A 13,228-nucleotide genomic window follows, 5' to 3' on the forward strand; every position below is an offset into this window, starting at 1 on the left:
AGATCACGCGATGGAACCGATAAACTGCATTTGCTCTTCGGGCACCTCGATCTGAATCGACGTTCCGTAGCGCAGCCCCTCAATCCACGGAAGCAGTAATTCGAGCACATCTGGCTTCTGAAAATGCGTCGGCTTTGTGTTGGGATGCGGAAAGTAGATCCAACCTCTCACAGGCGGGCCTTGTTCGCGATGCACGTCGACATCGAAGAACGAAAAATCCTCCGCCGAGTCTTCGGGATGCCATTTCAACTGACGAAACGTGTGGCGTGGCGTTCCGACGCGATAACTCAGCGGCGCGATGCTCACATTCAACGTGCCCGGATAAAACGCGCTCAGATCAAGACCCAGCGCCGCGAAGTAGGGGATCTGCATGCGCAGCGTGCCGCCGGTAAACTTGGGATTGCCATTCAACCCGGACGCGACGCGATGCCCCTGAACAATGGTCGCTGGGATCATGCGAGGATCTGCTTGATCACCTTGCACGGCTCCACGCCCGTCAGTTTGAAATCGAGGCCCGCAGCGCGGAAGGACAGCCTTTCGTGATCCATGCCGAGCTGATGCAGGATCGTGGCATGGATGTCGGCGACGTGGACTTCGTCTTCGATGATGTTGAAGCCCATCTCGTCCGTCGCTCCCAGGGTGACGCCGCCTTTGATGCCGCCACCGGCCATCCACATGGTGAAGGCCTGTGGATGATGATCGCGGCCCATGCTGCGACCAAGTGACACGCTGGCTTCGACCATCGGCGTGCGGCCGAATTCACCGCCCCAGACGACGAGCGTGCTGTCGAGCAAGCCGCGTTGTTTGAGGTCTTTGATGAGCGCAGCGCTGGCCTGGTCGGTGTTCTTGCAGTTGTTGCGCACGTTGCCCTCGACGTTGCTGTGCGCGTCCCAGCCTTCGTTGTAGATGTTGATGAAGCGCACGCCGCGTTCGACCATGCGCCGGGCGAGCAAGCAGGCGCGGGCAAAGGACGGCACCTTCGGATCGCAGCCATACATTTTGAGCGTGGCCTCATCTTCCTTCGTGAGGTCCATCAGCTCCGGCGCGGAGGTTTGCAGGCGGTAGGCCATCTCGTAGTTCGCGATGCGCGTGGCCGTCTCGCCATCGCCATCGAGCTTCAGGCGGCGATGATTGAGCGAGTTGATGAGGTCGATGGTGTCCTTCTGCGTGCCCGGCGTGATGCCTTCCGGCGTGCTCACATTCAAAATGGGGTCGCCCGTGTTGCGGAAGCGCGTGCCGGAATACACGCTCGGCAGGAAACCGCTGCTCCAGCACGCCGCGCCTCCGCTGATGCCGCTGCCGGTGCTCATTACGACAAAACTCGGCAGATCCCGCGTCTCCGCGCCGAGGCCGTAGGTCACCCATGAGCCCATGCTCGGCCGTCCCGGCTGCGAGAAGCCGGTGTTCATGTAAATCTGCGCCGGAGCATGGTTGAACTGCGTCGTGCGGCAGGATTTCACGATGGCGATGTCGTCCACCACCGTCGCCAGATGCGGCAGCACCTCCGATAGCTCCGCGCCGCTCTGACCATGCTTCGCGAACTTAAATCGCGGCCCCAAAACCGCCGCATCGGGTCGGATGAACGCGTAGCGCTGCCCACCGATCACCGAAGGCGGCAACGGCTTGCCTTCATACTTCGTCAGCATCGGCTTGTGATCGAACAATTCGAGCTGCGACGGCGCACCGGCCATGAACATGTGAATGACCGCCTTCGCCTTCGGCTGAAAATGCGAGGAAGCGGCCACATTCGGACTCTTCGCCGCTCCATAAGCCGATTCCGCCAGCAACGAAGCCAGCGCGATCTTGCCCGTGCCTACGGCGCAATCGTGGAAGAAGTGTCTGCGGGTGATGTTGGGGGTGTTCATGGTGTTTGAGTAACGGGTTCAGAAAGTGCGGTGGCAAACTCTTGGCGGATGTCCTCCTCATCCCAGGGGCCAAAACTGTTCACGCCCCATTTGCCGCAACTCAGGATAAACTCCACACGCCCCACGCCAGCCAGTCGCGCAGCCTGTCCACTAGAAAGCCTGCCCTGATCAAACAGCTTCATTGCCGCCGCCATCTTGACCTCCTCGGCAAAGCTCACGTCATCCATCCCCAGAGTTGTGGGAAAAGTTTCTGGGTATTCAAAGGTGAAAGCTTTCATCGGACTGGGTAGGTAATGAGGCAGTTAGTTTGAGGTTCAGATGCAGCCGATGAAAACATAAACCTCCGTCTTGTTATGATTTGTCAGGAGATAATAGAACCATGTTTCCGTGTCCCGGCGAAATTGCTTCGAGCCGGTCCATGAGTCTGGATCCGGGCATCCAGGAAGTCCGCTGATGATGGAGTAGGAACCCGGACCTTTGTAGGATTGATCTTCGGCTAATTTCATCACCTCGATCAGCTTGCTAACATCCTCAGGACGGCACTTGAAATAATACTGATCGCCGTAATCGGCCAATCCCCCGCCGCTGAGTGAATAGTGAAGATCGATAGCTGTCGATGGAAGCTCGACTTTCGCTATGCTACGGAAGCGGTTTGCGGCTGTGGGCGGTTCGATCAGCAAGATAACGAGTACGAGAACAAAGAATGCGGCAGATGGGGCAACCATCCAGTGTGTTCTGAACCTCTTCCACTTTCTCCAGCGATACAGACCGAAAACAAGCAGGCTCCAAGGCAGGAGGTATAAACACCACGCAATGCCCATATAGATGCATTGGAACAAACCATTCACGATTCCAGCCAAGTGATCTGTCCAGCGAGCAGCCTGATCTACCACCAAGCCAAAGCAAAACACCCCGAACGAAAGCAGATAGGCTTTCGCGAAATGCATCTGCCTACCGTCCAGAGAGGCGACAGAGGTTTCTGCTGTGATATTTTCATTCATGGATGTGTGATCGCTTCGTCCAAATTCAGCACCGCGCGGCAAACCGACGTCCAAAGCGCTTCGCCGTCGAGTTTGTTGGCGCGTTGTTTAGCGAGAAAAGTTTTGAGCATAGTGAGCTCATCGGCCGCAGGTGGGCGGGTGAGGCAGCGGCGGACGGTGTTGGTGAGGCGGGAGTCGTCGTCGGGGGATTCGGCGAGGACGGCTTTGGCCATGGCTTGGGCGGCTTCCATGAACATCTGGTCGTTAAGGAGCGTGAGAGCTTGCAGCGGGCTGTTGGAGACATCGCGCTTGGCGAGGCAGGCTTCGCCGGTGGGGGCGTCGAAGGTGGTGGCCATGGCAAAGGGCGCGGTGCGCTTCGTGAAGGTGTAGAGGCTGCGGCGGTAGCGGTCCTCGCCTTCGCTCGTTTTCCACTCGACCTTGCCGTAGGTGCCTTCGGTGGTGACGCTGGCGGGTTGCGGCGGATAGACGCCGGGGCCGCCCATTTTCAGCGAAAGCACGCCCGCGGCTTTCAGCGCGGAGTCGCGGATGATCTCAGCATCGAGGCGGAAGCGCGGAGCGATGGCGTAGAGCGAGTTTTCCAACTCGCTGGACTCTGAACGAGTTGGAAAACTCGTTCTACGGCTGCTTTGCCGGTAGGTCTGCGACATCACGATGAGCTTGTGCAGCTTCTTCATGCTCCAGCCTTGTTTCATAAACTCCACGGCGAGCCAGTCGAGCAGCTCGGGATGGCTGGGAGCCTCACTTTGATAGCCGAAGTCCTCCAGGCTCTTCACAAGGCCACGGCCAAAGAAAGCCTGCCACTGGCGATTCACGGTGACGCGGGCGGTGAGCGGGTTTTCGGGAGCGAAAAGCCACTTCGCGAAGGTGAGGCGGTTCGCGGGAGCATTCTTCGGTAGCGAGGGCAGGAAGGCGGGCACGGCGGGGGGCACGGTTTCCTTCGGCTGGAGGTATTCGCCGCGATGGTAGCGGTTCGTGGGGCGAGGATTGGAGGCGGGGCGCTCCTTCATCGCGAGCGTTGGTTGACCACGCGGCATCTGACGACGTGCGGCGAGCAAGGGCGCGGCGTCTTGTTTCATCTCCGGTGCGGTGACGAGGAACTCGCGCATCAAGGCCTCGCGCTTCGTCTGATCGCCAGCGGCGAGAGCATTCTCGACTTCAAACGGATGGCCGGTGGCCTCGGCGTGATCGCTGGTGGTTACGGAGAGGCGGAAATGGCCGAGCGGGCAGGCGAAGTGCTTTTCGAAGAGCATCTTCAAATCGAAGCCGTTTGTGAGATCGATTGGTTTTTCGAAATGGAACACGGCGGCGTGAGATTGGCCGTATCCGCCGAGCACCTGCCAGCCGCTGGACATCTCGGCGTCGAGCGTGGCCATGGCGTTGTTGGTCTTCTTCGCGGCGGCTTTGCGTGCGGCTTTTTTCGTCGGCTTCGCGGCGGTGGCGGCGTCGTTGATCTTGTCTTCCTCTTCCTCGTTGGTGGCCTCGGCGCGGGCGATGGGCACTCGCTGGCCGTTTTGGAAGGCTTGCAGCTCGCTGAGGAAGAAACCGCCGATGGGGCCCTCGTAGTAAGTGAGGCCGGGGCCGTCATTCGGCAGGCTGGGATGGCTGGCGACCTCAAGCTTGATCGCGGTGACGCCTTTGATCGGCGCTTTAAAGCTCAAATCATAGACATCGCTCTTCGAGATGTCGCCGCTGCCGAGGATGAAGCCATCGCTCTGCTGCTCGAGGTGCGGCATGGTGGTCTTCATGGCCGTGGGGCGGATGATTTGCCAGTTCGAGGCCCGTTTCGACTCACCTTCGATCCAACCGGCGAAACGGCTTTGCAGTGCCGCGTCGCCACCGGGAAACTTTTTCGGCAAATCGGCCTCCAGCTTCGCGATGCGCTCGGCGTGGGCTTTTTGCTGCTTTTCGATGTCCGGCGTGGGGATGTTGTAGGTCGGTTCGTCGGCGTTGTTGAGCAGCGCCATGACGCTGTAGTAATCGGTGTGCAGGATGGGATCGTATTTGTGCGTGTGGCACTGGCAGCAGTTCAGCGTAAGGCCCATCCAGGCTGTGCCGGTGACGCCGACGCGGTCCACCATGGCGTAAAAGCGGTATTCGTTCGGATCGATGCCGCCTTCCTCGTTGAGCATCGTGTTTCGATGAAAACCGGTGGCGATGATGTCCTCCGGCGTGGCGTTGGGCAGCATGTCTCCGGCGAGCTGCTTGATGCTGAACTGGTCGAAAGGCATGTCCGCGTTGAGTGCGCGGACGACCCAATCGCGATAAGGCCAGATTTGCCGCGGGCGGTCTTTTTCGAAGCCGTTCGTGTCGGCGTAGCGGGCGAGATCCAGCCAGCGGCGTGCCCAGCGTTCGCCGTATTGGGGAGAGTTCAGGAGGGAATCGACGAGCTTCTCATAAGCATCTGGGGCCTTGTTTTTCACAAAGGCGTCGGCTTCGGCGGGAGTCGGCGGAAGGCCGGTCAGATCGAGATACACCCGGCGCACGAGCGTGTAGGGATCGGCTTCGGGGGAAGGTGTGAGGCCTTCCTTTTCGAGGCGTTCACGAATGAAGTGATCAATGCTGGCCTTCGGATCCTTGGAAGGCTGCGGTGGTGAGTAGGCCCAATGCGCTTCGTATTTGGCACCTTCGGCGATCCATTGCTTGAGCATGCTCTTCTCCTTGTCGGAGAGAACTTTTTTCGTGTGCGGCGGCGGCATGACCTCGTCCTCGTCGGTGGAGAGGATGCGTTTGACGACCTCGCTGGCGTCCGGCTTGCTGGGAACGATGGCGATCTCGCCGGATTTGCCCGCGCCGTGGGCGGATTCGGGCAAATCGAGGCGCAGCTTGCCTTTGCGACCGTGGTCATCCATGCCGTGGCAGGTAAAACACTGCTGCGCGAGCACCGGGCGCACATCGCGATTGAAGTCGAGGGCGCTGGCGGTGCTGGCGAGGAAAAGAAGGAATGCTTGGCGGCGGGTCATTGGAGTGGCGTGAGAACGCCGCGAGGCGGCGCTTTCTGACCACAAGACACTCGCCAAGCAGGATCAGCCAACAGAAAGGCAATTCTGCTCAATAACCGCCCGCGCCGATCTTGCCGGAGGATGTGCCTGACTCACCCGCAGCCTCGCGTTTACGGTAGTCATCCATCATCGCTGCTGTCGCGGTCGCGCCGCAGCGGGTGCCGCCAAGGTCGCGGACCTTGATGAGGCCGTCGAGATCGCGCACGCCGCCGGCGGCCTTCACCTGCACTTTGGGGCTGCAACTCGCTCGCATGAGAGCGAGGTCGTGCTCGGTGGCGCCTTTGTAGTTGTAGCTGCCGTCCGGCTGCTTCACAAAGCCGTAGCCGGTGCTCGTCTTCACCCAGTCGGCTCCGGCGCGTTCGCAGATTTCGCAGAGCTTGCGTTTGAAGTCGTCGCTGCTGAGTCCTGCGCCGCCGCTGGTGAGGTAGTCGTTCTCAAAGATCACCTTCACCTTGGCTCCATGCTTGTGCGCCTCGTCGCAAACGGCCTTCACATCGGCTTCCACATAGTCCCAGTTGGCGCTGAGGGCCTTGCCGAGGTTGATGACCATGTCGATCTCGTTCGCGCCGTCTTTGCAGGCGAGCTCGGTCTCGTAGCGCTTCGATTCGGTGGTGCTGTTGCCGTGCGGGAAGCCGATGACGCAGCCGACGAGCACGCCGGAGCCACGCAGCCACTCCACCGCCTGCTTCACGGCGTACGGTTTGATGCAGACCGAGGCCACCTGATACTTCGCGGCCAGCTCGCAGCCGGCTTTGAGGTCCGCGTCCGTCATCGTGGGATGCAGGAGGCTGTGGTCGATCATCTTGGCGAGGTCGGAGTAGCTGTATTTCATGGTGTTGGAATTGGCTAAGCCAGTTTCTAAATTGGCTTAGCCACTTGTCAAAGCCAGATTCGGCTCCAAGATCGTCGCGCATGGCCGTCCGCGCCTCTTTTCACCAGCAGCTCATCGAAAAACTGCGCAAACTACTGCGCGGCCGGCAGTTCGCGCCGGGCGCACGATTCCTGACCGAGCGTGAGATCGCCGAGCGCTTTCAAACCAGCCGTCCGACGGCCAACAAGGCCCTCAGCAGCCTCGTTTCGGCCGGACTGCTCGAAATCCGTCAGGGTGCCGGCACGTTTGTGCGCGAGAGCGTGCTCGACTACGATCTACAACGTCTCGTGAGCTTCACGGACAAGGCGAAGGCGGCCGGAAAGGAGCCTGGAACGAAGGTCATCACGCTGGAAAAGGTTTCCGCGCCGGAAATCGCCATGGCGATGCATCTGAAGCCTGATGAGCCGCTGTGGTTGCTGGAGCGTTTGAGGCTGGCCGATGGCGAGCCGGTGATTTTTGAGCGCCGGCATGTCGTGGCGTCGCTCTGCCCGCGACTGACGAAAGCCGAGGCCAAAGGCTCGCTGTATGCGTTTTGGACGCAGAAGTGCGGCCTAAGCATTGCTGGAGCCAGCGAGGTGATCCGGGCGGTGAACGCGAATAAGACCCAGGCGACGCATCTCGGCGTCCGGGAAGGCATCGCGTGCCTTCAGGTCGTCGCCACGGGCCATCTAGCCGATGGCAAGGTGCTCTGGCACGAGGAGACGCTCTACCGCAGCGACGTGTATGAATTCCGCAATCAGCTCGGTGGTCTGACGAGCCCGAAACCGGCTGTCGGCGCGATGCGCTGAGGCTTACAGGCTCGCAAACACCTCGCGCACATGCTCCGCGCTCTGCTGGTGGGCCTTCACGGCATCCATCGTGTGGGGCGAGCCGTTTTCGACGGCTTGTTCGAGGACGAGGTGCGGTTTGAGACTGTGCTTCTTCAACCAGGTGGCGAGGCGGGTGTAGTCGATGTCACCCTGGCCGGTGAAGACCTCCGTCCACACGCCGCCCGTGGACTGGCGCAGGTGCAGCTCGGCGATGCGGGTGCCGTAGTGCTCCAGCGTGTCAAACAGCGCGACCTGCGAGTCGCCGCAGCCGCGGAAGACCCAGTGGGCATCGAGGCAGAAATTCACGTGCTCGGGATTTGTGGCGGTGAGCATGTGATGAAACTCGCGTGCGCCATGCCGCAGTTCGATGTCGTGATTGTGATAAGCGAGCGTGAGGCCGAGCTTGCGCAGTTCGCCGCCGAGTTGGTCGAGTGCTTTGGCCTGAGTGATGAGCTGCGCGTCGGTTTTGTTCTCCGCGCCGCCCCATTTGATGGGCGAGGGATTGGAGACGATGATCTTGCAGCCGAGCTCGGCCGCTTTGCGTGCGATGGCGATAATGTTGGCCACATTCGCCGCGACCTGCGGCTCGTCGTGCAGCGTGCTGCCGACGTAGAGCGAGCGCATTTCGAGGCCGTGGGCCTTCAGGCGTGCGCCGAGGCCATTGAACTCGTCCGGCGAGCCGACGGCGGGCTCGTAGCCTGTGATGCCGGTCGAAGCGATGGCGGCGAGAGCTTCATCGCTGTGCAGCTTGAAGCTCTGGCCCTCGCGTTTGGCAAAGGTGCCCCAAGGATAGGTGTTGGTGGCGATGTGCATGGCGGAAGGAGTGGCCGCAGGCGCGCTAGCGGCTGCGGCGGTGGTCAGGGCGATGAAGTGACGGCGATTCATGCTATTTGAGGCGGATTTTCATGCGTTCATCAAACGAGCGCGCCGCATCGAATCGCGCCAAAAAAGTCCGGCCTTGCGGAGGTGAGTCGCGCAAGGCCGGATGCGGTGCCGATGAGGCAGAGAATTACTTCGCGAGCACGGAGGCGACGTTACCGACGATGTCCTTGCCAGGAGTCAGCGTCTTCGCGCCGGGCTTCCAGTTGGCCGGGCAGGCTTCGTTCGGGTTCGCGAGCAGATGCACGTTGGCTTCCATCTTGCGGACGAGTTCGCCGGCGTTGCGACCGACGTTGTAGAAGTTCACTTCGGAGGAGACGAGCTTGCCTTCCGGATTGATGATGAAGGTGCCGCGCAGAGCGAGACCGCTGCCGCCGTCATACACGCCGAAAAGGCGGCTCACGGTGCCGGTCGGATCGGCGGCGAGGGTGTACTTCACGTTCTTCATGAGGCCTTCCGTGTTGCGCCAGACCATGTGGGCGAACTTGGTGTCCGTGGAGACCGCAATGACATGCGCGCCAAGCGCGGTTAGCTTGTCCTGCTGGTCGGCGAGGTCGGCGAGCTCCGTGGGGCACACGAAGGTGAAGTCGGCGGGATAGAAGACGAGGATCGTCCACTTGCCGGCCTTCTTGAGGTCGGCGAGCGCGACCTTGCCGAAGTCGCCCTTGGCAGGCTCGTAGGTTTCCATGGTGAAGTCGGGCACGAGGGCGCCGACGGAGACGGGAGAAGCAGCAGGTTCCATGTGAATGCGGTGGTTTGGGGGTTGAACAGGCGTTTTGATCAACGCCGGGGGCGCGATCTTTGACGCTCAAAACTTCGCGGGTCAAACGCAAAGGCAACGCGCCTCACTTGCTCCTGAAAACCTCGCTCTGCACCACCGCATGGATGAGATCGCGCATGGCGTGGCCTTTGGTTTTCGAGGCGGCGAGGATTTTGTCGATCTCGGTGCGGTCGGAGAAGCCCATGGGGCGGCCGGTGGCGAAGACGAGGAGTTTTTCGATCATGCAGCGGGCCACGCGGTCCTGACCAGCGAGGAGGAGCTTTTGAAAATCGGCGAGGTTGGCGAATTTCGCGCCGGTGGGCAGCTCGCCGGCGGCATCGACGGGCGGACCGAGGCGGTAGCGCACCTTGCGGCCTTCGACCTTGAGATTGACCTGCTCGCCTTTGTCGATGCTGCGGAAGCGGTCACGCCAGCCGCCGATGACGTCATAATTCTCGAGTGCGAAGCCGGGCGGGTCGATGGCCTTGTGGCAGCCGTTGCAGCTTTCCATGTTCCGGTGCTTGTCGAGCAGCTCTCGCAGTGTGGTGGCACCGCGGATGTCCGGCTCGACGCCGGGCACGCCGGGCGGCGGCGGTGGTGGCTCCATGCCGAGGATGCGATCCATCACAAAGACACCGCGCACCACGGGCGAGGTGTTCGTGCCGTTGGCGCTGACCTTCATCACGCTGGCGTGCGTCAAAACACCGCCGCGGTGGCTGTCCGGCGGCAGCTTGACCTTTTGCATCTCCAGGCCGGTCACGCCCGGAATGCCGTAGTGCTGCGCGAGGCGCTTGTTCAGCATCGCGAAGTCACTGTGGACGATGTTCGACGCGCTCAGGTTGCCGCGGATGAGCTCGGTGATGAAGCTGCGTGTCTCACGCAGCATGGAGTCGAGCAGCAGCTCGTCGTATTCAGGGTAGAGCTGCTTGTCGGGCGTGGTGAACTCGATCTCGCGCAGATTCAGCCAGCCGTCGGTAAAATCGGCCACGAAGCGCTCCAGCGTGGCCGCTTTGAGCAGGCGCTCCGTTTGTGTGTGCAACGTGGCAGGCTGCGTGAGCTTCGCGGCGAGCAGTTCCGCGTCTGGAGCGCTGCGGGTGAGGAAGTAGCTGAGACGGGAGGCGATTTGCAGGTCGTTGAGTTTCCCAGCAGGCTCCTTCAAATAGAGAAACTCCGGCGAGCAGAGCACGGCGATGGCGGCGGTGCGCATGCTGGTGAGGAAATCGCGGCTTTCGGCGAACTCGGTGTCGAAGAGCTTCAAGTAAGGCTCCGCATCGGCGGTGGTGGCGGGACGACGAAACGCGGCGGTGATGAAGGCAGGCAGCAGTTTGCGCGAATCCGCGACGGGATCGGCCGAATCGGCGGCGAAGACGGGTTTGTAGCCCGACTTGCCACGCATCCACGGTTTGTCTGGCAATACCTCGCGAAGTTTGGCGTCGCCGAGGAGCATTTTCTGGCCGCGCGGCGGCCAGTCGGTGATGAACGGGCCTTCCAGCTCGACGGACATCAGCGCGAGACCTTCACCCGGATAGTTGGCCGGGCCGTCTTTGACCGGCGAATGACCGTCCGGCCCGTTGAGGCCCTGCGGGCTGATCCAGATGCCTTTGTTCGCGTCGATATGCAGCGTGATCTCGACGGTGCCGGGTTTTCCCACAGGCAGCTCGTGGAAGCTGTGCGTCACGTTGTCCGCGTTGCGGAAATTGAAGCTGCCGGTGATGAGGGCAAAGACGACCGGCTCCTCGATTTGATAGCCGTAGCCGGTGACCCGCAGTTTGTAGGTGCCCGGCGTTTTCGTGCGCAGATTCGGGACCACCGTGCTGGGAAAGCCGCCGTCGTTGAAGACGACGATCGCGCCGTCGTCCCGCTTCAGCCAGTGCTTGCTCAGAGCGTCTTTGTTGCGTTCGCTTTCGAGCGTGGCGGTCAGCGTGATTTTCTCCGGACGTTCGGCGGCAAAGAGCGCGGCGTTGAGCGCGGCCTCCGCCGCCTCCATGTAGCGCTGCATCTGGATGCCGGAGATCGACAGCGCCTCGCCGATGTTGTCAAAGCCGAGCGCCCGTCCGTCCTCCGGCAGCGAGTCGATGATGTTCACGTTCACGCCGAGGAGGTCGTTGATCGTGTTTTGATACTCTTTGCGGTTCAGACGGCGCAGCACGGTGCCTTTCTGCGCGTTCGACTTCGCCACGAGATCCGCGCCGAGCGTGCCCATGAAATCCTGCACCGCGTCCTGGGACGGCTGCTTCTTTTTCGGCGGCGGCATCTCGCCCGCGGCCACGCGGTCAAAGACGCGCACCCATTTCTTCAGCGCGGCAGCATCCGTGGCGTCAGTGGACAGCGCCGCGAGATCGAGCCCGCCTTTTTTCATCTCCGCATCGTGACAGTCCATGCAGTTCTGGTCGAGGAACGGCTGGATGCCCGGAATGGCCGCGTCTGCGGCGGCGGTGAGAAGGAAAAGGATGGGAAGTCGGGCGAAATTCATGCGCTGGCTGCATGAACGTGCGCATGGGCCATAAACTGACAAGCATCGGTCTGGGGGGCGACCATGCTGTGGAGCATTAGGAATGACGAAACCAGAATGGCGAATGACGAAGAAATGCCCAGAATCTGGGTTCAGCCAGCGGCGATCCGGCCTTCATGCACGCCGGCGGGGATTGTGAGCGGCGTTGCGCTGGCATTTTCGATCACGACATCGCCTTTGAAGACCACGCCCTCGCCACATTCCACCGGGCCGGTGGTTTTCAGGCTTTGGCAGTGCAGCAGGCCCGGCGTGTGCGGGAAGTTTTTCTCCAGGCCGTCCACGAGTTTGCACAGCTTCGCGTCGAGATTGAGCAGCGGCGGCGTGCCGTTGCGGTCCGGATGAAGGCGCAGGCAGAAGTCCTCGGTGAGTTCATACGCATCGGAGCGCACAGCGAGGAGGTCGCCCGTGGTTTTCACCGGCGCAAAACGTATGCGGGGCACTTCGATGGCTCCCGCGCCCGGAAAACACTCGATGGCGGCACCCATGGCCGTTTCGAGCTGGATGACCGCGGGTGAGCTGCTGTCGCGTGGATCGACAGTTTTCTTGTTCATGATCGGCGGCAGCGGGATGAGGCCATCGTTGGCCTGCAGCGCGGACTTGAGTGCCTGGAGGTCGATCCAGAGGTTGTTCGTGTTGAAGTAGCGATGCAGGTCGATGTTTTGAAAGTGGGCTTCATCGTCCTTCGGGCACTGGGCGGACTCCCGCAGCAGGAAGCGCCCGTCACGCAAGCGCACGGCGAGGTGGCCGCCTTTTTTATCGGATTCCGTGCGGCGTGTGACCTCCATCACGAAAGGCATGCCGCTGTCCGCGAACCACGCAAGGATCGCTGGATCGAGCGTGGCACCGAGGTTGTCCGAGTTCGACACAAACACGTAGCGCAGGCCGCTGCCGAGGAGTCGGTCGAGCCAGCCTGAACCGGCGAGGCAGGCGTAAATGTCGCCATGACCCGGCGGGCACCATTCTTGATCGGGTTGGGCTGGCCAGGTGGCAGGCTGGAGCGAATCCGCGAGCACCTTCGGCACCTTGTTCTGCATGAGTTCCCAGGTCTCGCGTCCACCGAGTTGCGGGAAACGTGCGGCGAGATGTTCGGCGGTGTCGGCGGAGGTGCTGAAGCTGTTCATCAGCATGAACATGGGCACTTCCCCGCCGGTCTGTGAGCGCAGACGAAGGATCTGGCGCGCGATCAAATCGAGGAAGGTGTCCCCGCCGCGCACGGGCAGCAGAGATTTGGCCTTTTCGAGGCCCATGCCGGTGCCGAGGCCGCCGTTGAGCTTGAGGAGCACGGTTTGCTTCAGCAATTGCGATGCACGGCCTGCATCCGGCGGCGTGAGTGAATCCGCATGCGGCAGATCTTTTGCCGGAGCGATGGTGCTTTCAGGAATCATGCCCGTCTCGCCCGCCAGCAGCGCGGCGTAACTGCCGCGAAAGGCGCGGATGGCGGACTCGCTCAGGCCAGCGGCCTGCATTTTTTCACGGAAGGGGGCGAAGGACGACTCAAGGCTTTCGGGAGTGCGGGTGGGGACGCTCATGCG

The 13,228-nt window shown here is 61.4% G+C and carries 11 protein-coding genes; 1 reads left to right on the plus strand and 10 read right to left on the minus strand.

What is annotated here, in order from left to right:
• Window positions 1-3: 3 nt before the first annotated feature.
• From ACILSE_RS02490 to deoC, 6 genes are all read right to left on the minus strand, one after another.
• Complete coding sequence (locus ACILSE_RS02490; RefSeq protein ID WP_395715763.1) at window positions 4-456, minus strand: hypothetical protein; 453 nt, start codon at window positions 454-456, stop codon at window positions 4-6.
• Complete coding sequence (locus tag ACILSE_RS02495; RefSeq protein ID WP_395715764.1) at window positions 453-1,865, minus strand: DUF1501 domain-containing protein; 1,413 nt, start codon at window positions 1,863-1,865, stop codon at window positions 453-455. The genes ACILSE_RS02490 and ACILSE_RS02495 overlap by 4 nt, the downstream gene beginning before the upstream one ends.
• Complete coding sequence (locus ACILSE_RS02500; RefSeq protein WP_395715765.1) at window positions 1,862-2,143, minus strand: UPF0175 family protein; 282 nt, start codon at window positions 2,141-2,143, stop codon at window positions 1,862-1,864. The genes ACILSE_RS02495 and ACILSE_RS02500 overlap by 4 nt, the downstream gene beginning before the upstream one ends.
• 36 nt (window positions 2,144-2,179) lie before the next feature.
• Complete coding sequence (locus tag ACILSE_RS02505; protein ID WP_395715766.1) at window positions 2,180-2,866, minus strand: hypothetical protein; 687 nt, start codon at window positions 2,864-2,866, stop codon at window positions 2,180-2,182.
• Window positions 2,863-5,826 (minus strand): PSD1 and planctomycete cytochrome C domain-containing protein, encoded by a 2,964-nt coding sequence (locus ACILSE_RS02510; protein WP_395715767.1) that lies wholly within the window; start codon window positions 5,824-5,826, stop codon window positions 2,863-2,865. Before ACILSE_RS02510 ends, ACILSE_RS02505 begins: the two co-directional genes overlap by 4 nt.
• Before the next feature lie 88 nt (window positions 5,827-5,914).
• Window positions 5,915-6,697, minus strand: coding sequence for a deoxyribose-phosphate aldolase (gene deoC / locus ACILSE_RS02515; protein ID WP_395715768.1), 783 nt, complete (start codon window positions 6,695-6,697; stop codon window positions 5,915-5,917).
• An 80-nt stretch (window positions 6,698-6,777) separates the two neighbouring features.
• On the opposite strand from deoC, the gene ACILSE_RS02520 reads away from it, so the two are divergent.
• Window positions 6,778-7,524 carry a GntR family transcriptional regulator gene (locus ACILSE_RS02520; RefSeq protein WP_395715769.1) on the plus strand — a complete coding sequence of 249 codons (747 nt, stop codon included), beginning with the start codon at window positions 6,778-6,780 and terminating at the stop codon, window positions 7,522-7,524.
• Between the two features lie 3 nt (window positions 7,525-7,527).
• On the opposite strand, the gene ACILSE_RS02525 is transcribed toward ACILSE_RS02520, so the two are convergent.
• The 4 genes from ACILSE_RS02525 to ACILSE_RS02540 all read right to left on the minus strand — a co-directional run bounded on the left by ACILSE_RS02525 (window position 7,528) and on the right by ACILSE_RS02540 (window position 13,225).
• Window positions 7,528-8,430 carry a sugar phosphate isomerase/epimerase family protein gene (locus ACILSE_RS02525; protein ID WP_395715770.1) on the minus strand — a complete coding sequence of 301 codons (903 nt, stop codon included), beginning with the start codon at window positions 8,428-8,430 and terminating at the stop codon, window positions 7,528-7,530.
• Window positions 8,431-8,554: 124 nt separating this feature from the next.
• On the minus strand, window positions 8,555-9,166 hold the full coding sequence (locus ACILSE_RS02530; RefSeq protein WP_395715771.1) for a peroxiredoxin: 612 nt from the start codon (window positions 9,164-9,166) through the stop codon (window positions 8,555-8,557).
• A gap of 103 nt (window positions 9,167-9,269) precedes the next feature.
• Window positions 9,270-11,657, minus strand: a complete 2,388-nt coding sequence (locus ACILSE_RS02535) for a DUF1592 domain-containing protein (protein WP_395715772.1) — start codon at window positions 11,655-11,657, stop codon at window positions 9,270-9,272.
• 131 nt (window positions 11,658-11,788) lie between these two features.
• On the minus strand, window positions 11,789-13,225 hold the full coding sequence (locus ACILSE_RS02540; RefSeq protein ID WP_395715773.1) for a UTP--glucose-1-phosphate uridylyltransferase: 1,437 nt from the start codon (window positions 13,223-13,225) through the stop codon (window positions 11,789-11,791).
• Between the last annotated feature and the right edge of the window lie 3 nt (window positions 13,226-13,228).

The sequence above is a fragment of the Prosthecobacter sp. genome (genome assembly GCF_044236155.1).
In the GTDB taxonomy this organism is placed as follows: Bacteria; Verrucomicrobiota; Verrucomicrobiia; order Verrucomicrobiales; family Verrucomicrobiaceae; genus Prosthecobacter.

Coding starts and splice junctions, on each gene's coding strand:
- ACILSE_RS02510 (WP_395715767.1), bottom strand. CDS start 5,826: ATGACCCGCCGCCAAGCATTCCTTCTTTTCCTCGCCAGCACCGCCAGC.
- ACILSE_RS02495 (WP_395715764.1), bottom strand. CDS start 1,865: ATGAACACCCCCAACATCACCCGCAGACACTTCTTCCACGATTGCGCC.
- ACILSE_RS02540 (WP_395715773.1), bottom strand. CDS start 13,225: ATGAGCGTCCCCACCCGCACTCCCGAAAGCCTTGAGTCGTCCTTCGCC.
- ACILSE_RS02535 (WP_395715772.1), bottom strand. CDS start 11,657: ATGAATTTCGCCCGACTTCCCATCCTTTTCCTTCTCACCGCCGCCGCA.
- ACILSE_RS02530 (WP_395715771.1), bottom strand. CDS start 9,166: ATGGAACCTGCTGCTTCTCCCGTCTCCGTCGGCGCCCTCGTGCCCGAC.
- ACILSE_RS02500 (WP_395715765.1), bottom strand. CDS start 2,143: ATGAAAGCTTTCACCTTTGAATACCCAGAAACTTTTCCCACAACTCTG.
- ACILSE_RS02520 (WP_395715769.1), top strand. CDS start 6,778: ATGGCCGTCCGCGCCTCTTTTCACCAGCAGCTCATCGAAAAACTGCGC.
- ACILSE_RS02490 (WP_395715763.1), bottom strand. CDS start 456: ATGATCCCAGCGACCATTGTTCAGGGGCATCGCGTCGCGTCCGGGTTG.
- ACILSE_RS02525 (WP_395715770.1), bottom strand. CDS start 8,430: ATGAATCGCCGTCACTTCATCGCCCTGACCACCGCCGCAGCCGCTAGC.
- ACILSE_RS02505 (WP_395715766.1), bottom strand. CDS start 2,866: ATGAATGAAAATATCACAGCAGAAACCTCTGTCGCCTCTCTGGACGGT.
- deoC (WP_395715768.1), bottom strand. CDS start 6,697: ATGAAATACAGCTACTCCGACCTCGCCAAGATGATCGACCACAGCCTC.